Origin of the sequence: Eubacterium multiforme, assembly GCF_030813415.1 — a bacterium.
Classification (GTDB): Bacteria; Bacillota; Clostridia; order Clostridiales; family Clostridiaceae; genus Clostridium; species Clostridium multiforme.
This window is the reverse complement of sequence record NZ_JAUSUF010000013.1, coordinates 39,493-65,046: the sequence shown is the minus strand read 5'-3', so window position 1 is coordinate 65,046 and position 25,554 is coordinate 39,493. Positions and strand designations below refer to the sequence as shown.

General features: G+C 27.6%; 22 protein-coding genes and 1 other annotated feature. Of the genes, 17 read left to right on the top strand and 5 right to left on the bottom strand.

Annotated features, from left to right (window positions below):
* Positions 1 to 129: 129 nt before the first annotated feature.
* Positions 130 to 1,134, bottom strand: a complete 1,005-nt coding sequence (gene trpS, locus J2S18_RS13920; protein ID WP_307487682.1) for a tryptophan--tRNA ligase — start codon at positions 1,132 to 1,134, stop codon at positions 130 to 132.
* Positions 1,135 to 1,241: 107 nt separating this feature from the next.
* Positions 1,242 to 2,348, bottom strand: a complete 1,107-nt coding sequence (locus J2S18_RS13915; RefSeq protein WP_307487681.1) for an endospore germination permease — start codon at positions 2,346 to 2,348, stop codon at positions 1,242 to 1,244.
* Positions 2,349 to 2,450: 102 nt separating this feature from the next.
* Between J2S18_RS13915 and J2S18_RS13910 the strand changes: the two genes are divergently transcribed.
* From J2S18_RS13910 to tyrS, 5 genes are all read left to right on the top strand, one after another.
* Positions 2,451 to 3,884 (top strand): spore germination protein, encoded by a 1,434-nt coding sequence (locus tag J2S18_RS13910; protein ID WP_307487679.1) that lies wholly within the window; start codon positions 2,451 to 2,453, stop codon positions 3,882 to 3,884.
* Positions 3,856 to 4,986 carry a Ger(x)C family spore germination protein gene (locus J2S18_RS13905; protein ID WP_307487678.1) on the top strand — a complete coding sequence of 377 codons (1,131 nt, stop codon included), beginning with the start codon at positions 3,856 to 3,858 and terminating at the stop codon, positions 4,984 to 4,986. The genes J2S18_RS13910 and J2S18_RS13905 overlap by 29 nt, the downstream gene beginning before the upstream one ends.
* 198 nt (positions 4,987 to 5,184) lie before the next feature.
* Positions 5,185 to 6,318, top strand: a complete 1,134-nt coding sequence (locus tag J2S18_RS13900) for an AlbA family DNA-binding domain-containing protein (protein WP_307487677.1) — start codon at positions 5,185 to 5,187, stop codon at positions 6,316 to 6,318.
* 86 nt (positions 6,319 to 6,404) lie between these two features.
* Positions 6,405 to 6,818, top strand: coding sequence for a hypothetical protein (locus J2S18_RS13895; protein ID WP_307487675.1), 414 nt, complete (start codon positions 6,405 to 6,407; stop codon positions 6,816 to 6,818).
* A 290-nt stretch (positions 6,819 to 7,108) separates the two neighbouring features.
* Positions 7,109 to 8,335, top strand: a complete 1,227-nt coding sequence (gene tyrS, locus J2S18_RS13890; protein WP_307487673.1) for a tyrosine--tRNA ligase — start codon at positions 7,109 to 7,111, stop codon at positions 8,333 to 8,335.
* A gap of 51 nt (positions 8,336 to 8,386) precedes the next feature.
* Here tyrS and J2S18_RS13885 read toward each other — a convergent pair whose 3' ends face one another.
* Positions 8,387 to 9,013 (bottom strand): GntR family transcriptional regulator, encoded by a 627-nt coding sequence (locus J2S18_RS13885; RefSeq protein WP_307487671.1) that lies wholly within the window; start codon positions 9,011 to 9,013, stop codon positions 8,387 to 8,389.
* 346 nt (positions 9,014 to 9,359) lie between these two features.
* On the opposite strand from J2S18_RS13885, the gene J2S18_RS13880 reads away from it, so the two are divergent.
* From J2S18_RS13880 to J2S18_RS13850, 7 genes are all read left to right on the top strand, one after another.
* Positions 9,360 to 10,976 carry a BCCT family transporter gene (locus tag J2S18_RS13880; protein WP_307487669.1) on the top strand — a complete coding sequence of 539 codons (1,617 nt, stop codon included), beginning with the start codon at positions 9,360 to 9,362 and terminating at the stop codon, positions 10,974 to 10,976.
* A gap of 108 nt (positions 10,977 to 11,084) precedes the next feature.
* Positions 11,085 to 11,774 (top strand): metallophosphoesterase, encoded by a 690-nt coding sequence (locus J2S18_RS13875; RefSeq protein WP_307487668.1) that lies wholly within the window; start codon positions 11,085 to 11,087, stop codon positions 11,772 to 11,774.
* An 87-nt stretch (positions 11,775 to 11,861) separates the two neighbouring features.
* Positions 11,862 to 12,653, top strand: a complete 792-nt coding sequence (locus J2S18_RS13870; protein ID WP_307487667.1) for a GTP pyrophosphokinase — start codon at positions 11,862 to 11,864, stop codon at positions 12,651 to 12,653.
* A 184-nt stretch (positions 12,654 to 12,837) separates the two neighbouring features.
* Complete coding sequence (locus tag J2S18_RS13865) at positions 12,838 to 13,611, top strand: hypothetical protein (RefSeq protein WP_307487665.1); 774 nt, start codon at positions 12,838 to 12,840, stop codon at positions 13,609 to 13,611.
* Positions 13,612 to 13,623: 12 nt separating this feature from the next.
* Positions 13,624 to 14,709, top strand: coding sequence for an AAA family ATPase (locus J2S18_RS13860; protein ID WP_307487663.1), 1,086 nt, complete (start codon positions 13,624 to 13,626; stop codon positions 14,707 to 14,709).
* A 91-nt stretch (positions 14,710 to 14,800) separates the two neighbouring features.
* Positions 14,801 to 16,147: a vWA domain-containing protein gene (locus tag J2S18_RS13855; protein WP_307487662.1), complete on the top strand. Its 1,347-nt coding sequence runs from the start codon at positions 14,801 to 14,803 to the stop codon at positions 16,145 to 16,147.
* 122 nt (positions 16,148 to 16,269) lie between these two features.
* Positions 16,270 to 16,932 carry a hypothetical protein gene (locus J2S18_RS13850; protein WP_307487660.1) on the top strand — a complete coding sequence of 221 codons (663 nt, stop codon included), beginning with the start codon at positions 16,270 to 16,272 and terminating at the stop codon, positions 16,930 to 16,932.
* Positions 16,933 to 16,996: 64 nt separating this feature from the next.
* Here J2S18_RS13850 and J2S18_RS13845 read toward each other — a convergent pair whose 3' ends face one another.
* Positions 16,997 to 17,326 (bottom strand): HesB-like protein, encoded by a 330-nt coding sequence (locus J2S18_RS13845; protein WP_307487659.1) that lies wholly within the window; start codon positions 17,324 to 17,326, stop codon positions 16,997 to 16,999.
* Positions 17,327 to 17,517: 191 nt separating this feature from the next.
* Here J2S18_RS13845 and J2S18_RS13840 point away from each other — a divergent pair, with 191 nt between their 5' ends.
* A complete protein-coding gene (locus tag J2S18_RS13840) occupies positions 17,518 to 18,261 on the top strand; it encodes a polyamine aminopropyltransferase (RefSeq protein WP_307487658.1) in 744 nt (247 codons plus the stop codon).
* Positions 18,262 to 18,451: 190 nt separating this feature from the next.
* The gene (chbG, locus tag J2S18_RS13835) at positions 18,452 to 19,189 is read left to right on the top strand and encodes a chitin disaccharide deacetylase (RefSeq protein WP_307487657.1); all 738 of its coding nucleotides are present in this window, start codon (positions 18,452 to 18,454) and stop codon (positions 19,187 to 19,189) included.
* A 42-nt stretch (positions 19,190 to 19,231) separates the two neighbouring features.
* On the opposite strand, the gene leuS is transcribed toward chbG, so the two are convergent.
* Positions 19,232 to 21,679 carry a leucine--tRNA ligase gene (gene leuS / locus J2S18_RS13830; protein WP_307487655.1) on the bottom strand — a complete coding sequence of 816 codons (2,448 nt, stop codon included), beginning with the start codon at positions 21,677 to 21,679 and terminating at the stop codon, positions 19,232 to 19,234.
* A gap of 56 nt (positions 21,680 to 21,735) precedes the next feature.
* Positions 21,736 to 21,948: a binding site (T-box leader), on the bottom strand.
* A gap of 316 nt (positions 21,949 to 22,264) precedes the next feature.
* Here leuS and J2S18_RS13825 point away from each other — a divergent pair.
* The 3 genes from J2S18_RS13825 (at position 22,265) to J2S18_RS13815 (ending at position 25,530) form a co-directional block, all read left to right on the top strand.
* The gene (locus J2S18_RS13825) at positions 22,265 to 22,936 is read left to right on the top strand and encodes a YitT family protein (protein ID WP_307487653.1); all 672 of its coding nucleotides are present in this window, start codon (positions 22,265 to 22,267) and stop codon (positions 22,934 to 22,936) included.
* A gap of 310 nt (positions 22,937 to 23,246) precedes the next feature.
* A complete protein-coding gene (gene murQ, locus J2S18_RS13820) occupies positions 23,247 to 24,152 on the top strand; it encodes an N-acetylmuramic acid 6-phosphate etherase (RefSeq protein WP_370873855.1) in 906 nt (301 codons plus the stop codon).
* Positions 24,153 to 24,177: 25 nt separating this feature from the next.
* Complete coding sequence (locus tag J2S18_RS13815; RefSeq protein ID WP_307487650.1) at positions 24,178 to 25,530, top strand: PTS transporter subunit EIIC; 1,353 nt, start codon at positions 24,178 to 24,180, stop codon at positions 25,528 to 25,530.
* Positions 25,531 to 25,554 lie beyond the last annotated feature (24 nt).

Below are 25,554 nucleotides of genomic sequence, written 5' to 3'. Positions count from 1 at the left end.
TATTTAGTGGAATTTCATTAAATAAATATTACATTAGAAAAAGCACCCATCATGTATATTAGTATGGGTGCTTTTTTCACTTTATAAAAAATAAAAAACCTTCTGTCTTGCACAGAGGGTTTTTCTATTTTATCTTGGAATAAATCCAATTTTCTTTTGAATTTTTCTTAATGTTTTATTTGCTATATAAGATGCTTTAGATGCACCTTCTTTATAAATAGTTTCTAAGGCTTTTTTGTTATTTAAAAGCTCTTTAACTTTGTCTTGAATTGGAGCTAATTCATTAACTACAGCTTCAGCAACATCTAGTTTTAAATCAGCGTAGCCTTTTCCTTCATATTCTTTAACAAGAGTTTCTGGAGTTTTATTAGTTATAGCAGATAAAACATTAAGTAAGTTTTTAACTCCCGGTTGGTCATCAGAATAATTTATTATACCTAGGCTATCTGTAACAGCTCTTGAAATTTTTCTTCTTATAACATCTGGTGGATCCATTATTAATATAAATGAATTTAAATTATCATCTGATTTTGACATCTTTTTAGTTGGTTCTTGTAAACTCATTATTTTAGCACCAGCTTTTGCTATATATCCTTCTGGTATTTTAAATGTAGGGCTATAAGTGTTATTAAATCTAATTGCTATATCTCTTGCAAGTTCTAAGTGCTGCATTTGATCCTTTCCAACTGGAACTAGATCTGTTTGATATAGTAGTATATCAGATGCCATAAGGACAGGATAAGTAAATAAACCTGCACCTACTGAATTACCAGCCTTTTTAGATTTATCTTTAAATTGAGTCATTCTTGAAAGTTCACCCATATATGAGTTACAAGTTAAAAGCCATGCACATTCTGAATGAGCAGGTACATGAGATTGAATGAAAAGTGTATTCTTTTCAGGATCAATTCCACAAGCTAAATATATTGAAAGAAGTTCTAATGTTCTTCTTCTTAAATCAGCAGCTTTTTGAGGAACTGTTATTGCATGTAAATCTACAACACAAAAATAACAGTTATATTCATCTTGAAGTTTAACCCAATTTTTTATAGCTCCAAGATAATTTCCAAGTGTAAGGTCTCCAGATGGCTGTATTCCACTAAAGATAACCTTTTTAGCTTCGCTATTTTCCATAGTACGTCACTCCTTAAATTTAAACTAAAGTCATAATATAAATTATATGTTTACACCTAAGTAATGTCAATTTATAAGGCTATTGTTTAAGGAGAGAAGTTTTAAATTTATTTAGATACTATTTTTTCTTTATTATTTGAGTTAGCTTTTTTCTTCCACTTTAAGTAGTAAATAAAAAATGTTACAAAAGGAAGTATGCAAAGTAATGCTAAGGCTATTAGCTCATAATATTTTAAAAATTCAAATAGTAAATAATGTTTTTTTGAAACAAAATAAGAGCATATATAGGCTAAAAAAGAATAGCCTATTGCAAATATCTTTTTGTTTGTAAAAATATCTTTATAAAGGTATAGTATGGCAACTGCACATAAAACATATTTAATAAACCATACACAAACTGTTTTAGATATAAAAAATAAGTCACCAAATTCAATAAATCCACTAACTTGAATTCTTTGAACCCTTAAAAATTCAGGATAATAAATATTACTTGCACGTATTGGACCAAAGGTTGATATGGCAGATAATATGCTTAAAGTTGAAATAACAACAATAATTACTGTACCTATAGTGCTATATTTTGATATTTTATCCTTTTTGCTTATGTATTTTAAAAAGGGGAAGGTTATTGCAGTTGATGACAAGGAACCTAGTATTAGTAAAATTGAAATAATAAAGCCTCTGTTAACTCCTAACTCAAAAAAAGGTAATAAATATTCAAAATTATGATATTTTAATGTAAGAATTTCAACAAAAAATATAGAGGAGAAAACTAATATTACAGTAATTATTATTACAATTAATAATGTTTCAATTCTTCTTGTAATTAAGTAACCTGCTGGTATTATAAAAAATAATAAACAATACCAAACAGGGCTTTCAAGAAATATAGTAGAGTGTATTGAGTCACTTTGGACAGCAGCAGTTTCAACTGAAGTTAGAAATAAAGCAAAAGCAAAAATAAATAATAGTATGTTTCCTATTGTCTTTGGATAAGTATTTTTAAAAATTTCTTTAATATCAAATGAGTTTGTTTTTTTGCATACATAAATAATGAAATATATGTATGCTATGTATATAATACCAGCGATAATGCTAGCAATCCAAGTATCTCTACCTCCTAAGTTAATAAAGACGGAAGAATAACTTCTTAAACTTATGGAAGATACTATTAATATAAAAAATAAATAATGTTTGTTTGATAGTTTGTTCATTCCATCACCTCTAAATCTGTAAGTTACAACATTCACATATAGTATTAACAAAATAATGAATATTAAACATTTATTGAGGAATAATATTTTTAGGTGATGTGTATGAAAAATAATTTAGATATTATTAAAGAAAGATTCAAAGATAGTTTTGATATTAAATATAGAGAGATTAATGGAATATTAGGTAAAACTACTTTAGTTTTTATTGATAATCTTTGTAGTACCCAATTTCTTAGTGATTATATTGTAACACCAATAAAAAATAAAAGAACAAGATGTTATGATATGGAAGATTTAATTACTAATGTATTAGAAATTAATATTGCTGATTTTGTAAAGGATAAGACTAACATAGATGATGCTATGCTTCATATTGTTTCAGGGGATGTTGTTATATTTGTAGAAGGGTATGAAGAGATAGTTTACTGTGAAGTTAAAGGGTTTGTAAGAAGAAGCGTATCCATTCCTCTTACTGAATCAGTAATAAAGGGTCCTAGGGAAGGTTTTAATGAGTTATTTGTTGATAATATTGCCCTTATTAGAAGAAGAGTTAAAAATCCAGATCTTAAATTTGAACCTATATATGTTGGAGATAAGAGCCAAACTGTTGTATGTATTTCATATATAAAAGGAGTTGCACCTGATAATTTAATTAACTATATAAAAGATGTTATAAAGAATATAGATATGGAGTTTATACTAGATAGCAACTATATAGAAAGTCAGCTTAAGGAATCACAATCAGTTTTTGATACTATTGGCTATACAGAAAAACCAGATGAGGTTGCAGCTAAAATGATGGAGGGCAGAGTGGCTGTTTTAGTTGATGGAACACCTTTTGTAATAACGGCACCCTATTTTTTTATTGAAAATTTTCAAATGCCAGATGATTATTATACAAATAGATTATTTGCAAACTTTACTAGACTTTTAAGATGGTTAGCTTTCTTTTTTGCAACCTTTGTTCCAGGGTTATATGTGGCTGTTATAACTCACCATTTTGGATTAATTCCATCCTCCTTTCTATTTAGGCTTGCAGTATCTAGAGCAGGAGTTCCTCTTCCTACAATAGTAGAGGTTTTGGTTATGATGCTTGCATTTCAGATTATTAAGGAAGCTGGACTTAGACTTCCACAGCCTATTGGAGGGGCTATGAGTATTGTTGCTGCCCTTATTTTAGGTGATGCAGCAGTTGGAGCTGGAATAGCTTCAAGAATAACTATAATAATTGTAGCTCTTAGTGCATTAAGTTATTTTTTAATTCCTAAAATGTATGGAGCATTATCAATTTGGTCTATAATATTTGTAATTTTAGGATCATTATATGGACTTCCAGCAATATTTATAGGATTTATTATATTTTTAACAAGGCTTGCAGATTTAAAATCAACTGGATACTCTTATCTTTTTCCTATTGGAAGTTTAGATACATTTAAATTTAAAGATGTATTTTTTAGAGGAAAGCTTAAAAGGATATCTAGAACTATAATTGGAGAGGGACAAAAGTATGAAGAAGAATGGGAAAAAAATATTTAAATTAACTTTAGTATTTATTTTAATAGCTTCTACATTATCTGGTTGTTTTAATTATAATGAGATTAATACAGTAACATTTACAACAAGTGCAATATTTGATATTGATGACTTAGGAAGGGTAGTTATATATTTAGACTGCGTAAAACCTTATAGAAATACAAGTGAAAGTTCTGACAATGGAAAGAGGATAATATATAAAGGTGTTGGGAAAACTGCCTTAGAGGCAATAAGAGACATAAATGTAGCTGCAAGCTATAAAATTAATTTTTCTCAAAATAGAGCTTTAATATTTACTGAAGCTGCAGCAAAGCAGGGAATTAATAAATATTTAAACTTAATAAATAATGATCAAGAATTTAAAGTTAAGCCTTATATGTTTGTATATTTTGGAGATATTGAAAATTTAATTAAAATTAGTGCAAATGATGAAGAGAATACTGGAATATTTTTAAGTGAATTAGTTCAAAAAAATAAAGCTAATTCTAGACTTACAATTACTAATATAAATGATTATCTTGTAAAATCAGAAGTAGGAAATAATTATGCACTAATTAGTGGATTAGAACTTAGAAAAGATGTTATAGATAAAAGAATAGAAGTTTCAGGAGCAGCTCTTATGAGAAATAATTTTATGGTAGAGAAAATAAGCATAGATGATGGACTTAGCTATAATTTCTTAACAGACAACATAAAAACAGGAACATTAGAAGTGCAAAATCCACAGATGGATAATGGTTTCATTACCTTGGAAATACTCCGTAACAAAACTAAAACTAAAATAGAGTATGATGGTAACAACGTAATACTTACTAAAAAAATAAAAATAAAGACTACTATTGCAGAGGCTCAAGGTAGATTTATTTCATCTGAAGAATCAATTGAAATGTTAAAAAAAGAAGAGGAAGAAAATATTAGAAATTATCTTAATACATTTTTTTATAAATTTTCTAGTAAAAATATAGATATTCTTCAAGTTGAAAGGTTATTAGAAATTAAATATCCTAAATTAGTTATAGAAGATGCTATTTCAAAAACTGCTTTAAAGGTTGAAATAGATTTAGAGATTGATGGAAGTGAAAAGGTAAAAAGTAGTTTCTTCTAGTTTGGGTTATGATTTAAATAGGTAAAATATATAAATAATTGTTAATGAAGGTGATATATTGTAGTATGGATTTAGAATGATTTATAATTAAATTCATTTATGTATCACCTTTTAATAATTTTAAAATAGTAATATATTAAGTGATATTAGAAATAAATTAAATGATTATATATTTTAATGAAAAGGAGAATAAATATTGTGGATAGAAAAAAATTAAACTCCTTGATTAAACGTGAAGAAGGACAAAAATTAGATTTTAAATTAAAACTGGATTTAGTAAGTGATAGTGGAAAAAAAGAATTTGCAAAGGATATTTGTGCAATTGCAAATTCAGGTGGGGGACGAGGCTATATAGTAGTTGGAATAAGGGATAAAAGCAAAAGATTAGAGGGAATAAAAAAAGAAGATATTTTTAGTGAAGAACAAGTTCAGCAAATTATTTCTTCAAGATGCGATCCACCAATTCCTCTTATTGTTGATTTCCTTAATGTTGATGGGAAAATAATAGGTGTAATTACAATATGTGATGGAGAACAAAAGCCTTACCAAATAAAAGAACATGGTATATTTTATATTAGAAGAGGATCAACAACTGATGTTATGAGGAGAAGTGAGCTTATAGCAGCCTTTGAGGAAAATATGGAGTTAACTGTTGAAACAAGCAGTGTAATACGAAGTAATGTAAATATGTTAGATGATAACTTATTAAAACTATATTTTAAACAAAAGGGAATAGAATTAAATGATGAAAATAGAGATTTTCTTCTTGAAAGTGCTGGAATAATAAATTATGTAAATAAACTTAATGATTATAGATGTACCTATGGTGGACTTCTTGTTTTTTCAGAAATAAATAGTTTAGCAATTCCAAACAATATGATAAAAATTGTAGACAAGCAAAAAAACAATATAAAAATAATTCAAGGAAGCCTTTTAACTATGATAGATAAGGCTGAAGAAGAGATAAATAATATTTTACCTAAAAATTATCCTAAAAATACAATTGTTGAAGCAATAAAAAATGCTATTTTATATAGGGAATATGCAGAGGTAAATAAGATTATAGAAGTTGATATTACAGATAAAAGTATAACTATAACAAGTCCCGGTGGATTTATAGATAAAAATATTAACTTTAATAAGATTTCCTGTAGTAAACGAAATATGTGGATATATGAAAAGTTAATAACTTTAGATAAGAAGAAAAGATTTTTAAATGATGGAAGAGGTCTTTTAAGAATTAAAGGTGCTTTTAAAGGTAAGGATAGAGTTAGGTTTATTAATTCCAAATCTAAAAATTCCTTTAAAGTTATATTACCAAAAAATTTTTAATTAATAGATAAAAACTTATTTTAATTAGGATTAAATTAAAAGTTATGAATATAATGTAATATAACTAAAAATAAGGAGTGGTCCTAATGATTCGAGTATTTTGTAACAGAAGAGGCTCAGGAAAAACAAAAAGATTAATTGAGCTTGCAAATTCTCATTTAGAGAAGGCAAAGGGAGATTCAGTATATATAGATGACGATTCAAGATACGTTAGGCAATTAAATAGGAAAATAAGGTTTATATCAACAGATGAATTTAATGTAACTGATTGCAATAGCTTTTATGGAATGCTTTGCGGGGTTATTGCTAATAATTATGATATAGAAAATGTTTATGTTGATGGGTTACTTGGAATAGTGTCATGTGCACTTAATGAAACTTCACAATTATTTAATCAATTACGATCACTTTCAATTAGATTTGGAGTAAATATATTTATAAATATAAATTATGAAGAAGAGGATAATATTCCAGAATTTATAAAATTATATGTTGCGTAGATCTTTAAAATATTTAAATTTGAAATACACTTGAGTATATTAGCATGGGATATAGGTCAAGATAATTATATAAAATTTAACTTCTACCTTAAGTATGGAATTATAAAAATTTATAATTTTATATTTGAGGTAGTTTGTATTTTAGAGAAAAATTAACAAATCACTAGGTAAAAATAGTCAATAATGATAAAGTTTAGAATAAACACTATTTTTATTGCAAAAGTAACATATAGAATATATACTATTTATATGAAAATGTATGGAAAAATTACAATTAGGAGGACATAAATATGGCTAACGTATTAGACCAATTATTAGAACGTGGGTACATAAAACAATTTACTCATGAGAAAGAAACTAGAGAGTTATTAGAAAAAGAAAAAATAACTTTTTATATAGGATTTGATCCAACTGCAGATAGTTTACATGTTGGACATTTTATAGCAATGATGTTTATGGCACACATGCAAAGAGCAGGACATAGACCAATTGCACTACTTGGTGGTGGAACAGCTATGGTTGGAGATCCAAGTGGAAAAACTGATATGAGAAAAATGCTTACTAAAGAGCAAATACAACATAATGTTGATTCAATAAAGAAGCAAATGGAAAGATTCATTGACTTTACAGATGACAAGGCTCTTATTGTAAATAATGGAGATTGGTTATTAGATCTTAATTATATAGATTTCTTAAGAGAAGTTGGTGCACATTTTACAGTAAATAGAATGCTTGCAGCTGAATGTTTTAAGAAAAGACTTTCAACTGAAAATGGACTTTCATTTTTAGAGTTTAATTACATGTTAATGCAAGGATATGATTTCTATGTATTAAACAAAAAATATAACTGTAAGATGGAATTAGGTGGAGATGATCAGTGGTCAAATATGATTGCAGGTGTTGATTTAGTTAGAAAGAAATCACAAGACAATGTATTTGCAATGACATGTTCCCTTTTAACAAATAGCCAAGGTGAGAAGATGGGAAAAACAGTTGGAGGAGCTTTATGGCTTGATCCAGAAAAGTGTTCACCATTTGATTTCTATCAATATTGGAGAAATGTTGCTGATGCAGATGTTGAAAAGTGCTTAAAGTTATTAACATTCTTACCAATGGAAGAAATTAAAAAGCTTTCAGCTTTAGAAGGTGCAGAAATTAATGAAGCTAAGAAGGTACTTGCTTTTGAAGTAACTAAATTAGTTCATGGAGAAGAAGAAGCTAAAAAGGCAGAAGAGGCATCAGCTGCACTTTTTGCAGGTGGAAATGATATGAGCAATGTTCCAACTGAAACAATATCAAAGGATATGATAGGAAATAGCTTATTAGATGTATTAGTTGCAGTTAATATATTCCCATCAAAAGCAGAAGGAAAAAGATTAATGAAACAAGGTGGGGTTTCAATTAATGATGAAAAAGTTACTGATTTTATGAGAACTTTAGAAGAAAGTGACTTTAGTGAAGGATCAGCTCTTGTAAAGAGAGGAAAGAAAAAATTCTATAGATTAATAGTTGAATAAGTTATAAATAAAATACTCCAAGAGTTTTAAAATTCTTGGAGTATTTTTAATTTATTTTTTAGAAGTTATGTAGTTTTTAACGTTCTTTATAACATCATGTTCACCTACATAAACTATTATGTCATCTTCATTTATTGCAAAATATGGTCCAGGTGAAAGGTATAATTTATCATTTCTTTTTATACCAATAATTGTAGCTCCAGTATTATGCCAAAAATTCAATTCACCTAAATTTTTGCCAATCATTAAACTGTTAGGTTGAACTAAACTTTCATAGGGAACAATAAGGCCAACATTTCTAAGCTGAGTAGCAAATTCAATTAAATTTTGAATATTATCCTCTAAAGATTTTTCAAGTTCTTTTTTTTCATTAATAATATTGTAAATTTCTTCTTTTATGTTGGCAAATTCACTTTTAGTTTTAAATTTTTCTAAAAATTTACCTGCATTTTCTTTACTGTTAATTCGTATTCCACTTTTTTCTTCTACCTTTACAACATCCATATCTTTTAATAAAGCAATTGAACGACGTATTGTTTCAGGAGAAACATTGTAAAGACTTACAAGAGTAGAACGACCAGAAAGTTTTTCACCTTCTTTAAATCCTCCATTTACTATTCTTGAAGCAATATCAATTGCTATTTTTAAGTATGCTGGAGTTGACGATTTTCTTGCCATATTAATCACTCCTATCAGTGACTAATTGTACCATAAATAACAGTAACTTAATAGGGGATATCCATTTATTTATTAAGCTATATTTCAAAATATAGTTTAAATTTATAATTATTTTTTCTTTTATAAAAAGTATGTAATTTGCAAACTAACAACTTATATGATAATATAAAGTTACCAGATTGATAAATTAAATAAAGTTCAACTTATATTTTTATATTTGTTTGAAAATTTTTTAAACTTCAAAATAGACACATTTATTTAAAGTGATCTTATAGCAATGAAGTTTATTTTTTTAACAAAACTGACAACTTTATAAAAAATATAAGTTTTCAAATAAGGAGGAAATATGTTTAATAAATTAAAGATTAATTTTAAAAAAAATATAACTTATTATCTCACAATAGGAATATCTTTATTAATATTTGTTTGGGGAATATTTTTTACAGATAATTTTAAGAAATTTTTTGATACTGCTTATGCTTTTACAACAAATAATTTTTCTTGGTACTTTATGATTTTAATGGCGTTTTTCTTTTTGTTTAGTATATATTTATTATTTAGTAAATATAAAAATGTTAAACTTGGAGATGATGATTCAAAACCAGAATTTTCTAATATTTCTTGGTTTGCAATGTTATTTAGTGCAGGAATAGGAATTGGGCTAGTATTTTGGGGACTAGCAGAACCTTTAACTCACTATTTAAATCCATTAGGTATGGAAGGTGGTACTAAAGAGGCTATAGGATTTGCATATAGAAAATCATGGCTTCATTGGGGGATTTCAGCTTGGGCTTGCTATGCACTTTTAGCACTTGTAATTGGCTATATGCATTTTAGAAAGAAAAAACCAATATTATTAAGTTCTGTTTTAATTCCTATAATAGGAGAAAAAAATGCAAAGGGATTTATAGGAAAAACAGTAGATGTATTAACAATATTTGTTACTATTGCAGGTATATTAACATCTCTTGGAATGGGAACTCTCCAAATAAATAGTGGGCTTAATTATTTGTTTGATGTTCCAGAAACTAAACTTATTCAGGTTATTATAATAACTTTAATTACGATTCTTTTTTTAATTTCAGCAACTACTGGGGTTAAAAAAGGAATTAAGATTCTTTCTAATTTGAATTTAGGAGTTGCTGTATTATTTTTCTTAGGAGCATTTATTATAGTACCAAAGATAGATTTATTAAATAATACTATAATGGGACTTGGACAATATGCACAAGCTCTTGTTATAGATAAGTTTAGTATATTTGCAAAGGGTGATTGGTATTCAAAGTGGACAATATTTTATTGGGCTTGGTGGATTGCTTGGGCACCTTTTGTAGCAATATTTATAGCTAGAGTTTCTAAAGGAAGAACAATAGGAGAATTTATTAAGGGAGTACTTTTAGTGCCAGCAGGTTTTTGTATGATTTGGTTCTCTGTATTTGGAACATTAGGAATGACAGCACCAATAGAAGTTGCTAGGGAAGCTGTTCTTAAAGTTGAAACTGCTCTCTTTGTTATTTTAAATGAGTATTCAACAATTGGATGGGTTTTAAGTATTATTGCAGTAGTATTATTATTTACATTTTTTGTTACATCAGCAGATTCAGCAACTTATGTATTATCAGTAATTGCAAGTGATGGTAAATTAAATCCTAAAAATTCTAGAAAAATAATAATTGGAGTTATACAAAGTTTACTTACAATTGCCTTTTTATTTGCTGGAGGTTTTGAAATGATTCAAACAGCAACAATAGTAATGGCACTACCTTTTGGAATTATTATATTTTTAAGTATTATGGCTTTTATAAAGGAAATAAAAACTGAAAATATAGAAGAGGTAAATATAGCAGCAAATAAAGAAAAAATTAAGGCAAGCAAAGGTAAAGAAAAAGGTGTTAACTTAAAGGGTTCAAAGGAAATTGGATCAATAGTAATGGCTAAAAGAGCAATAAGAGATAAAAATTAAAGGGGCTATTAAAATAAATAATATTTACTAAAGATATTGGAAATCACTAAGTATATGATGATATAATATTAATGGAATTTTATAATTAATAGAAAGGTGATTAAAATAATGGCGTTATATGCTATATCAGATTTACATTTAGCTTTAAGTGGGGATAAGCCAATGGATATATTTGGGGAACACTGGAGCAAGCATGATGAAAAAATTAAAAAAAATTGGTTATCTAAAATAAATGAAGAAGATACTGTATTAATTGCAGGAGATATATCTTGGGCAATGAAATCTGATGAAAGTGAAGAGGATTTAAATTGGATTGAGAATCTTCCAGGTAAAAAGATAATATCAAAAGGAAACCATGATTATTGGTGGGGAAGTATTGCCAAATTAAATAGTATGTTTGAAAAAACTAAGTTTATTCAAAATAATTTTTATGAATATAAAGACTATGCCATCTGTGGCACTAGAGGGTGGATTTGTCCAGGTAGTGATAAATTTACTGCACATGATGAAAAAATTTATTTAAGGGAAGGAATAAGATTAAAGCTTTCCTTAGATGAAGCAAAGAAACATGGCTTTTCTAAGTTTATTGTAATGCTTCATTATCCTCCAACAAATGAAAAATTTGAACCTTCAGAGTTTACTGAAATATGCAAAGAATATGGAGTTGAAAAAGTTATTTATGGACATCTTCATGGAAACTGTTTAAGTAGAGTTTTAGAAGGGGAATTTCATGGGGTAGAATATATAATGACAGCAGCTGACTTTTTAGATTTTAATCCAATACTAATCAAGGACTAGAAAGTATTTTGTAGGTAAACTAATTACAGAAGAAAAAGTTTTTGGTATAATATAGGGGTAGTAATAAGAATAGGTGGGGGTATTTATATGGCTATTAATGATTGGAAGAGTTTTCTGATGCCCTATGAACAGGCAGTAGATGAATTAAAAGTTAAACTAAGAAGTATAAGAAAAGAATATAGAAAGAAAAAAGAATATTCTCCAATTGAATTTGTTACTGGAAGGGTTAAAGAAGTTTCAAGTATTTTAGAAAAGGCCAATAAATTTGGTATTCCTGTTAGCAGAATAAGATTTGAAATGGAAGATATAGCTGGCATAAGGGTTATGTGCCAATTTGTTGATGATATAGATAAAGTTGTAGAACTTATCCGCGGTAGAGGGGATATGCAGGTTTTATATGAAAAGGACTATGTAAGGGGCGTAAAATCTAGTGGATATAGAAGTTATCACATGATTATAAAGTATACTGTGAATATGGCTGAAGGGCCAATAGAAATTTTAGCAGAATTTCAAATTAGAACCCTTGCAATGAATTTCTGGGCAACAATAGAACATTCACTAAACTACAAATATAAGCAACAAATACCAGTTGAACTTAAAAAGAAATTAAAAAGTGCAGCAGATGCAGCTTTTAAACTTGATGAAGAAATGCTAGAAATTAAGGATGAAATAAAAGATGCTCAAAAGTTATTTGAAGTTAAATCAGCTATTATTTCAGATATAATGAATAATATTTTAGTGCTTATTTCCTTAGGGAAAATTCCAGAAGCTAGTCGCTATGAAAAAGCTTTAAATAAATTAATTGAAAATGGTGACGTTTGGGAACTTAATAACTTACTTAGTTCAGTTAAAAAAGAGATAGATAAATATAAAGAATAATATAAAAAAAGCAGCATGATTTGAATTTATAATTATGCTGCTTTTTTTATGGGTAATGTTGAGTGAAAGACTCAGAAATGATATAATTGTAAATAATAATTATTATATAATATAAAATGTCGAAAAAAGAAATTTTTATATAGATATAAAATGACTTAAAATTTATAATCATGAGGTGTTAGATTTGGATGAAAATAAAATAATAAATATGATAAAGCAAAATCCAAGCAGAATAGAGGAAATAGAAAATCCTACTTTGGAGATGAAAAAGGCTGCAATTTCATCAAATGGAATGATGATAAAATTTATAAAAGAGCCTAGTGTAGAACTTCAAAGACTTGCAATAAAAGGTGATCCTTTATCAATACAATATATAGATAATTTAGATGAAGATATTGCACTACTTTCAGTTAGAACTTTATGGAATTCTTTAAAATATATAAAAAATCCAAGTGAAAAAATAATGAAAGAAGCAATTAATGGAAAGGGATGGGCTATTAAGTATATTGAAAATCCTACAGAAGAATTGAGCCTTTTGGCTGTTTCAAAGGATTATGATGCTATAAAGTATATAAAAAATCCAAGTGAAAAAGTTCAAAGAGAAGCAGTTTTGAATTATTGGGGAGCTATAAGATTTATAGAAGAGCCAACAATGGATGTAAAAAGACTTTCAATAATTAAAGATGAGGAAGCTATAAATTATATTCAAGGCTATTCTTATGATGAAATGAAGCTATTTGTAAAGGACAATATTAATGTAGTTAAGTATATTTACGATAGCATAGATCCAGAACTTGTAGTGGATGTACTAATAGAAAAGTTAAATAATAAAGAAATGACAAAGAAATATATGAAAGATTTCTTAGCTTTAGAAATTTTAGAAATGAATAAAATTTCTTTTATTAGAGAATATGGAGATAAGGAAGCAAAGAAACTTTTAGTGGATTGTAAGCTTTAAGGAGGACTAAATATGAAATATTCAGAGATTTTAAGTGCAGCAGAATTAGTAATTGAAGCTAATGATGTTCCTCTAATTATAGGAGAGAGTGGAATTGGGAAAACTGCCTTAGCAAAGGAAATAGCAAAAAGAAATAATTATGACCTTATAACTATAGATGCAAATTTGTTAAAGGAAGGAGAAATTGGAGGACTTCCAACAGTTGAAAGAGGAAGAACTATTTATGCAACTCATAGTAAACTTATGGAAGTATCTGATTATGTAAATAATAATAGAAAAGTATTATTATTTATTGATGAATTAAATAGGTGTGAACATGCAGTTCAACAGGAGCTTATGAATCTAATTTTAAATAGAGAAATAAATGGATATTATCTTCCAGAGGATGTAAAAATAATTGCTGCAATGAATCCATCAAATAAATATGAAAATTTTAGAGATAGTGAATATGCAGTAGTTGATATGGATCCAGCACAGGAAGATAGATTTGTATGGCTTGAAATGGATGTTGATGTTAAAGAATGGATTAAATGGGGAATGAGTAAGGATGGAAATATTGATGAGGATATAATTGAATTTATAGGGGTATTTCCAGAATATCTTAATACTCCAAATTCAAATGAAAGTATTAAAGCAACTCCAAGAAGTTATGAACGAGTTTCTAAAGCTTATAAGATATACAAAGAGAATAAAGAAAGGTACTCTTTAGATGTATTTTTAAGTACTGTTAAAGGAAACTTAGGAGTAAGTATTTCAACTGATTTTGCAAGTTTTATTAATAGTAAAAAAAGACCTATGATAAAAGCAGAAGAAGTTTTTGGCTTTGATATACTTCCAAGCTATATTAAAGAAAGAGTGGAAAAGGAAAATAATTCAAGACTTTATATTTTAGCAAAATCATGTTTAGTTTACCTTGAAGAATTAAATGAATTTAATAATGAACTATCAGTTTTTGGAGAGCTTTTAAAATATTACCCAAGAGATTTAAGACTTGGAATAATGAAGGAAATCAAAAATGAAGGAAGCAGAAAAGTTTATGAAGGACTTTTAGATGAAGATGAATTTTTAGATGCATTCTTTTCTATATATGAATATTAAAATATATAGCTATACTTTAAGAATGCTAAATTTAGATAGCTCTTTATACTTACTTAAAATATAGCCAAATACAAAATAAAGGAGAGTTAATATGGGTACAAACTTTGAGGAAGAAAGAAATTTTCTCTTAAAAGAAGCCCTTGAATTTTGTGAGATTAATGATATTTCAGCTAAATTTAAAAGGAATTTTTTTAGGTTAGTTGAAGGAGTTATAATTGAACAAGTTGAATTTGAAGAAAGCTTCTTTGGAAATTTTATGCTTAAAGTTGATAGAGAAATTAAATTAGATATTTCTTGGTCACTTGCTACAATTCCAACTTTAAATGGATTTAAAATGTTTTTTAACCCAATACTATTTCTTAATAATTCAAAAAGGGAAATGGGAGCATTATTTAAGCATGAAATATATCATTTAATGTTTAATCATTATGAAAGGGAAAAAGAACTTAAGGATTCTTATAGTAAAGAAGCTGTAAATATTTCTATGGATATAGCAATAAATCAATTTATAAAACATCTTCCTATGGAGTGTAAGAGAATAGATTCAGTAAAGATGGAATATAACATTGATTTAAAGGATGATATGCCTTTAGAATATTATGCAAAGGAAATAGATAGTGTTATAAAAAAGAGAGAAAAGAAAAATAAGGATAAGAAAAAAGATAGTGACAAAATAAAAAGGGAATATGATGTAGAATCAGCCCATGATATATGGGAAAAGATTGATATAGATGATGAAAGGGTAAAGGAACTTACAAAGAAAACTGCAATAAGTTCTATAAAGGATAACGCACCTAAAAATATATTAGATATTATTTTAGCTTATAAAGAGAAGGAAAGTGTTAACTGGCAAGAATGTCTAAAAAGATTATTACCAACTGTAAAAAGTGGATACAAGAAAACAATTGTAAGAAGAGATAGAAGGCAGCCAAGTCGATTAGATTTAAGAGGAAGGTTAAAGGATACTATTCCAGAAGTTATTGTTACAATAGATATTAGTGCAAGTATGAGTGAAGAGGAAGTTCACAAGATTATGGTGGAAGTTTTAGCCATTACAAGAAGTAGAGTAGATAAAATTAAAATTATTGAATGTGATGATGAAATAAGAAAGGTTTATGATATAAAAACTCCAAAGGATATAATGAAAAGAAGCAGAAAAAGTGGAGCTACTAAATTTTCACCAGTATTTAAATATATAAAGGATAATAGGCTTTCAGATAGAGTACTTATCTATTTTACAGATGGAGTTGGTGAAAAAGAACTTACAGTAAAACCAACAATAAAAAATGTAATTTGGGTATTAACAGGTGAAGAAAAGCTTTCTCTTAATAAAGGTATAGGAATAATTAAACATATGAAATCAAAAAATCAAAAGAAGGAAAATGGGGCAGCAGCACTTGAAATGATAAGAGGGGTTATTCATGATTGGGCTAGATAATTTTAGAATATATTAAATATAAATTAAAGAAATTAATGAAATATCAAAAAAGTAATATGATTGTGGTAAAAATGTAACCTTTATGTTAAAATTATTTTAAGATAATAAGTAGGAGAGAGCGTATGGATAAGGGGTTAAAAAAAAGAAATTATTCAATCCTAATTATAATAATTTTATTAATTAGTTTTTTACTAAATATACTTCTTTGTATTAATAATTCATCATATAAACATAGAGTAGGAATAAACTCATATAGAAATATAGAGAGCATTAAAGTAAAAAATGATAAAATTCTTGAAATAATAAATAAATCTTTAGAAGTGAACAAAATTGATAATGAAGAATTATTGACATTATATACCAATTACAGAGATATTTCAGATTGTATAATAGAACTTTGGGATGATTATAGTTTTTATAAGGAAAATGCTATAAGTAAGTTATCAAAGAAAAAAATAGATACAAGTTCTATTTTAGAAAATGAAATTTATTCAAGAGTTGAAAATTATTTAGGAAATTCTTTAATGAATATAATGAATACAGAAAAAAATGAATTATTGCTTACTGGTAAGGCAAAGAAAGACTTTAAAGTTATGAGGAATATATCCTTAAATGTGAATAAAGTATTTAAAGATTTTAATGAAGTTACATTATCAAAAGTTGAAGGTAAAGAGAAAGAAGCTGTAGTTGTTAAGAATAAATATTGGATTGATATTTTAAACAAGATAAACAACGTAAATAAAGATTATACAGATTATGACTTTACTAAAGAAGTTAAGAAATAAAATATAATATTTTAGATTAAAAAAAGAAGTAGAAATTTATTCCTACTTCTTTTTTAATTTAGGATTAGTGACATCCGCCACCACATGAACCACAGCCACCTTCTGGTGCTATTACTGGTTTTAAGCTTAATCCATTTCCGTTATTTTCTGATGATGAAAGTAGTATAAATCCACCAAATTCATCAATTAATCTCTTTTCAACAATGAAGTTTATATCATTAATAGCTTCTACTACGTCTTCATCTGTTCCTTCATCAACAGTTATGTTAAATACAGGACCACTACAAGCCATACCAGCTAAATTAATTCTTATATTGTAATTATCAACTTTATTTTCATCTAAGAATTCCTTAAATTCATTGTAAGCTTCTTCACTTATTGTTATATTTTTCATTTCATTCACCTATCCTTATCTAAAGATTTAAATTAATATTATAATTATTATAACACAATTGAATTCAAAGTAAACCAGTCAGAATTAAAAACTTTTTGTGTACAATAAAAAAAATAAAGGTATACTAGAGTTTAGGGCGAATTTATTATTTAAGAGTAAATTACTATTAAATTTAGAAAGGATGGTTTTTAGTGAAACCATATGACAAAAATTTCATATTAGAAAAAATTACAGAATATAATGATAAAATTAAAGACGGAAAAATTGGAAATCATGAGATTATAAAAAGCTTTGGAGTAGATAAAAAGACTTATGGATATCTTTATGAAAATGAAGAAGAATTTAGTGTTAAAATTCCAGAACTTAAAAACAATGATAACTATGTTATGAGAATTAGTCCTAAAGAAATTGAAAGCTCATATGGTATTATAAAATATGCTCATGGAAAAGTTGGGGTTGTAGGACTTGGACTTGGTTATGTAGTTCAAGAAATGGCAAAGAATAATAAAGTTTCTGAGATAATTGTTTATGAAATTAATGATGATATAATAAAGCTTTACGAAAAAAACTTTGAAAAAAATGAAAAGATAAAAATAATTAAAGAGGATGCTTTTAATGTAAGGGGAGAAAAATTTGATTATTTTTATGTTGATATATATGGATATAAGTTAACAGATAAAGTAGTTAGTGATTATAAACATTTTAATGAAGCACTTAATATTGAAGATTATGTATTTTGGGGAGTTGAACATTTTTTACTAAGCTGTAGATATGAAGAAATAGTTTGGGTATATATTCCTGAAATTTGGATGGAACTTAGTAAAAAAATATTTGAATCTCTTCAAGAATCAGGTTATTTAAAATGGTACAATCAACTAGATAGCAAACTAGTTCATAGTATTTTAGGAAAATTTAAAGAAATCTTGAATGCATAATTATTAAAATTTGAAATTTTAATAGAAGGCTTAATAATAGGAATTTATTTTTATTATTAAGCCTTTATTTATTGTTGCAAATAGTATGTGAATTTTAATTAGTTTTGGTTTTTCTTTACTATTATTTTATTATTGTAAATTTAATGCTAGAATTAAGTAGAGTAGAGAGTTATATGGGAGGGATTTTAAATTGAGGTTAATAGTAAATTCAGATGATTTTGGAATATCAAAGGGAGTCACATTAGGTATAATAGAGGCTTATAAAAATGGAGTAGTACGTTCAGCTACATTAATGGCTAATATGAAAGATGCTGAGTATGCTGCAAATTTATCTAAAAATTTAGATGGTTTAGGTGTTGGAATTCATTTAACACTTACAGCTGGATACCCTATTTCTAAAGATGTATATTCTTTAGTAGATAAAGAGGGAAAATTTTTAAAAATTGATAAAATTGATGAAAATATTAAAGTAGAAGATATTAGAAAAGAATTTAAATGCCAGATGGAAAGATTTCTTTCCTTTGGAATAAAACCAACACATATAGATACCCATCATCATGTACACAGAAATCCAAAGGTTTTAGAAGTGGTTAAAGAATTAGCAATAGAATATAATATTCCTTTAAGATTAGTAGAAGAAACAAATACAAAGTTACCTAAGGAAATAAAGAAGGTAGACAAGTTTATTGATAATTTTCATAGAATGCCTTCAATTACAGAAGATGGATTTATAAGTATATTAGAAAATAATAAGGAGGTAGATTTATTAGAGATAATGTGCCATCCTGGTTATTTAGATCAATATATTTATGAAAACAGTTCCTATTCTATTCCAAGAATGAGGGAAGTTGAAACTTTAACTAGCAGAAAGGTTTTAAATTATATAAAAGAAAATAATATAGAGTTAGTAAATTATTTAAGTTTATAAAAAATGAAAGAGTAGAGAAAAAATTTCTCTACTCTTTTTTTGTTATTTTACAACTATATTAACTAATCTTCCTTTGATAACAATAACCTTTATTATGTTTTTGTCTTCAGTATTTTTTAGTATAGTTTCATCAGCTAAAGCAGCTTCTTTAATTCCTTCTTCATTAAGATCTGAAGGAACATTTATTTTAGCTTTAATCTTACCGTTAACTTGAATAGCTATTTCAACTTCATCTTTAACTAAAGCCTTAGGGTCAAATTTTGGCCAAGCTTCGTTAAATACAGAAGTTGTATTTTGAAGTAAACTCCATTGTTCTTCTGCAAAGTGAGGTGCAAATGGTGCAAGTATTTTAATGAAACTTTCTATAGTTTCTTTTAAGAATTCTAAGTTTTTAGTAGTTTCATTATTGTATTTTGATAGAGCATTTACAAATTCCATCATTCTTGCTATTGCAGTATTAAATTGCATTTTTTCTCCATCTTCAGTTACACCTTTAATTGCAGTATTAAGCCAGAAGTTAAGTTCTTTTTCTGCCTTATCAATTGTAGTTTTACCTTCTTTTGAATTAATTGCTTCTCTTGCTTTTTCAAGATTTCTTTCAATTCTATCTACAAATCTACCAACAGATTTTATTCCATCATCACTCCAAGCGCCGCCTTCAACATAAGCAAAACCAAACATTAGGTACATTCTAAATACATCAGAACCATACTCTTCTATATAATCATTTGGTGATATAGTATTTCCCTTTGATTTACTCATCTTTAATCCATCAGGTCCTAAAATTAATCCTTGGTGAACTAATGAAGTAAATGGTTCATCAAAGTTTAAATATCCCATATCTCTCAATGCTTTAGTTATAAATCTTGCATATAGAAGATGCATACAAGCATGTTCAGGTCCTCCAACATACATATCAACAGGAAGCATTTTATTGATTAGTTCCTTATTAAATGGAGCACTTTCATTTTTGTTATCTGGGTATCTTAAGTAATACCATGATGAACAAACAAAAGTATCTAATGTATCAACTTCTCTCTTAGCTGGTCCACCACAACATGGACAAGTAGTATTTACAAATTCATCACATTTAGCTAAAGGAGATTTACCATCTGGTGCAAATTCAACATCATATGGTAATTTAACTGGAAGATCCTTTTCAGGTACTGGAACAATTCCACATTTATCACAATATACTATTGGAATTGGAGCACCCCAATATCTTTGTCTTGATACTAGCCAGTCTCTTAATCTAAAGTTAACCTTTTGACAACCTTCATTATCTTTAGCTAAAGCTTCAACTATTTTAACTTTAGCTTCTTTTGTAGTTAATCCATTAAAATCTCCTGAATTAACTAATATGCCATGTTCACAGTATGGAAGCTCAGTTTCTTTTCCATCTTTTGAAGCTATTACTCTATTTATTGGAAGATTAAACTTAGTTGCAAAAGCAAAGTCTCTTTCATCATGAGCTGGAACTGCCATTACAGCACCTGTTCCGTAGCTTGCAAGAACATAGTCAGAAACCCAAATTGGAACTTCTTTTCCGTTTATAGGATTTATAGCATAAGCTCCTGTAAATACTCCAGTCTTTTCTTTAGAAATTGATTGTCTTTCAATTTCTGATTGTTTACTAGCTTCTTCTTTGTAAGCTTCAACTGCTTCTTTATTTTCAGGAGTTACTATCTTATTAACTAATTCATTTTCTGGAGCTAAAACAACATATGAAACTCCATATAATGTATCTGCTCTTGTTGTAAATACATCAAATGTTAAGTCATGATCTTTAATTTTAAATTTAACTTCAGCACCAGTTGATTTACCAATCCAGTGTTTTTGCATAGCAACAGTTTTTTCTGGCCAGTTTAAATCATCTAGTTTTTCAAGTAATTCATCTGCATAATCAGTAATTTTTAAGAACCATTGTGTTAAGTCCTTTTTAGTTACTTCTGTATCACATCTTTCACATAAACCATCAACTACTTGTTCATTAGCTAAAACTGTATTACATGAAGGACACCAGTTTACAGGAGCTTTTTTTCTGTAAGCTAAACCTTTTTCATATAGTTTTAAGAATAACCATTGAGTCCATTTATAATAATCTGGTCTACAAGTTACTATCTCGTTATCCCAGTTAAACATAGCCCCCATTGCTTTAAGTTGAGCTTCCATAGTTTTTATATTTTTATCAGTTGAATCCTGTGGATGAATACCAGTTTTTATAGCAAAGTTTTCAGCTGGTAGACCAAAAGCATCAAAGCCCATTGGTTGGAATACATTGTATCCATTCATTCTTTTAAATCTAGCCCATGTGTCTACTGGTCCATAATTAAACCAATGTCCAGCATGTAATTGACTTCCTGATGGATAAGAAAACATTTCAAGTACATAAAGTTTCTTATCTAATTTTGTGGGATCAAATTTATATAAATTTTCTTTTTCCCATTTTTCTTGCCATTTTTTATCTATGGCAGTTCCATAGTTTCCCATTGTTTAATTCCTCCTTAAATAGTTAAATAAAATAAAAAAACCTCTCATCTCTTAAAATAAGAGACGAAAGGATACTTCCGCGTTACCACTCTTGTTAGAAATCTATATAAATAAATTTCTCACTCAATAATTTAACGGTTAAAACCGTACTTGATTTAATTCAAGTAAGCTCATAGACAAGTTCCCATATTTGTAATACTGCTTCACAGCAAAATAGCAGCTCTCTGAAATTACAAGGTTATAGTACTACTTCTAATCATAGCAATAGAATATTTATTTGTAATATTTCTTCTAATTATATATTAGTGCTTAGGATAAAGTCAAGGATAAGGAGATTATTTTAAATTATATAGGAATATAAAGGAAATATTATGAGGGTGAAGGAAGAATGAGTAGATATTAATTGGCTTAATTAAAGGAGACTAGGGTAATTTCACAAAAGGTAATATTTTATAATAGTATATATTACATGATATAAAGAGTTTAAAATTTTGATATTAATAAGCTAAAGGAATATAATGTTTGTAACGGTATTTATAAAAAATAATAAAGTTTTTTGTAAATAGAATTTAGGAGAGTGATATTTTGTATTCGACGAAAAAGAACTTGAGAAGTTTACTATTAATTTTAATAGGCTCAAGTATCTTAGCTTTTGGTAGCTACAATTTTAATTATCAAAACAATGTAACTGAAGGTGGAGTTTTAGGTTTAATACTTTTATTTAAACACTTATTTGACATATCACCATCAATAACAAATTTGATAATAGATTTATCATTATTTGCAATTGGATCAAGATTTTTTGGAAAGAAGTTTTTATTGTTTTCAATTTTTGCATCAATATGTTTTTCTATTTCCTATAGAATATTTGAAAGTATAGGATTTTTAATTCCAAATTTAACAGGAAATATGTTAATAGCAAGTATTTTTGCAGGAATATTTGTTGGGGTAGGTGTAGGAATTGTCCTTAGAGCTGGAGGAGCTTCTGGTGGAGATGATGTTATAGCTCTTTTAGGAAGTAAGTTTACTCCACTTAAGGTAAATCATGTATATATATTAAGTGATTGGATTGTTCTTGGGTTATCATTAATTTATTTAGATTATATTCAAATATTGTTTTCTATAGTAGCAGTTACAATAAGCGGAAAACTTATTGAGGTTATATATGAATATAAGAAAGATAAAGGTAATGGTAAATATAATAAGAGAAAAGAAAAAGATAGCGGGTATGAAAAGAGAAATTCATTACCAGCGTAAATATAAATTTATTTAAAAAGAGTAGTTATTAAAACTACTCTTTTTTAGTTTTAAATTAAAACTATATATTTTGAATTAGATTATAGAAATTTTATGAAAATTAATTGGAAAATTTAATAGTAGGTATAGACTATGAAATAAAGTTTCAAGGAGTAGTTGCAAAAACTATTATTTTTTTGCTATAAAAGTTATTTATGAAACTTTTAGCAACGAAATTTCAATAAAAAATAAAAGTATTGCAATTTTGTTTTAAAAGACTTATAATGAAAACGTAATCAATAATAAAAAGTAATTAATGGAGGTGTTAAATTTGAGTATAAATTTAAAAAAACTAGTAACTGAAAATAGAAATAAAAACACTATGGATATAGATAGGATTTCCACTTATGAAATGTTAAAAAAAATAAATGATGAAGATAAAAAAGTAGCAATAGCTGTTGAAAATGAAATACCTCAAATAGCAAAAGTTATTGATTTATCTACTGAAAGACTAAAAAATGATGGGAGGATTATTTACATAGGGGCAGGCACATCAGGAAGACTTGGGATTTTAGATGCATCAGAATGTCCTCCTACTTATGGTGTGTCTCATGAGTTGATTCAAGGACTAATAGCTGGTGGGAAAGAGGCTATGTTTATTGCAAAAGAAGGAGCAGAAGATTCAGAAGAACTTGCAATCTTAGATTTAAAAAAAATAGAATTAAAGAAAAATGATGTACTGGTTGGATTGGCTGCATCGGGAAGAACACCGTATGTAATAGGAGGACTTAAATATGCCAATGAAATAGGAGCATTAACTGTATCAGTGGCATGTAATAAAAATTCAGAAATAGCAAAGGAGGCGAAGATAGAAATAGCACCTATTGTGGGACCAGAAGTTGTTACAGGTTCTACAAGAATGAAATCTGGAACAGCTCAAAAAATGGTTTTAAATATGATTTCAACTGGAATTATGATTAGACTTGGTAAAGTATATGAAAATTTAATGGTTGATGTAAAGGCTACTAATGATAAGCTGGTTGAAAGAAGTAAAAACATAGTTATGGAAGCTACTGGCGCAAGTAGAGAGGTGGTGGAAGAAAAACTTAAAGAAACTAATTTTGATGTTAAACTTTCAATATTTATCATATTATCAAAGATTTCAAAAGAAGAAGCAAAAGCTATTTTAGATAGGAATAATGGGTATATTTCTAATGCTTTAAATGAAATCAAATAGTTAAAGGTTAAGGGGAGGTATTTTAATGAGTAAAAATTTTGAAAAATTAGCAAAAGACATTTTGGAAGTTGTAGGCGGAAAAAGCAATGTTAAAAATGTAACTAATTGTATGACTAGACTTAGACTTGAAGTTGTTGATGGAGAAAAAGTTGATAAAGAAAAATTAAAAAACTTAGATGGAGTTTTAGGATTGGTTGAAGAAGATGATCAATTACAAATAGTTATTGGTCCTGGTAAAGTTAACAAGGTTAAAAATGAATTTAGCAAATTAATTGGAGATATAGATGAAGACGTTGAAAAAACTTTGGAAGATGCAAAAAAATTAAAAAGTGAAATAAAGAAAAAAAATCAAACTCCAGTTAAACTTGTGCTTAAAAAAGTAGCTAATATATTTATACCACTTATACCGGCATTTATAGCATGTGGACTTGTAACATCAATTTTAAATATAATACTGAAAATAGATCCATCATTAGCAAGTAGTAGTTTTATATCTTTATTAAAAGTAGCTGGAAACTCAGTGTTTTTTGGATTAAATCTTTTTGTTGGTGTTAGTGCAGCAAAAGAATTTGGTGGTTCACCTATGTTAGGTGGAGTTATGGCAGCAGTTATTTCACATCCAGCACTCTCAAACATATCTTTATTTGGTGAAAAGTTAGTACCTGGCAGAGGTGGAATTATAGCTGTTTTATTAGTAGTTGCCTTTTCATCATGGCTTGAAAAGAAGGTAAGAGAGATAGTTCCAAATACATTAGATTTATTTTTAACACCATTAATAGTCATTTTAGTATCAACATTTGTAGCTGTATATGCACTTCAACCAATAGGCGGATTTATAGCAGAAGGAATTGGTGATGTTACTAAAGTTGCTATTGAAAAGGGTGGAGTTGTAGCAGGATTTGTGCTTGGTGGAACATTCTTACCATTAGTTATGACAGGATTACATCAAGGATTAACTCCTATTCATGCACAACTTTTAAGTTCATCAGGAATAGATATATTGTTACCAATACTTGCAATGGCAGGAGCTGGACAAGTAGGAGCTTCATTTGCAGTTTATAGAATGACTAAAAATGAAAGAATTAAAAAAACTATAGCATCAAGTTTGCCAGTTGGAATGTTAGGTGTTGGAGAACCATTAATATATGGTGTTACGTTACCACTTGGAAGACCATTTATAGGTGCATGTATAGGTGGAGCATTTGGTGGAGCTGTACAAGCTGCTTTAAAAGTAGGTGCAACATCAATGGGTCTTTCAGGAATTCCTCTTGCAGCTACTACAAATAATGCAGGTAAATTTTTGATTGGTTTGTTAGTAGCATATATTGCAGGATACATAGCAACAAGAATTTTAAAATTTAATGATCCAGTAGAATAAAAATAGTTTAATATAAAAAGAGAA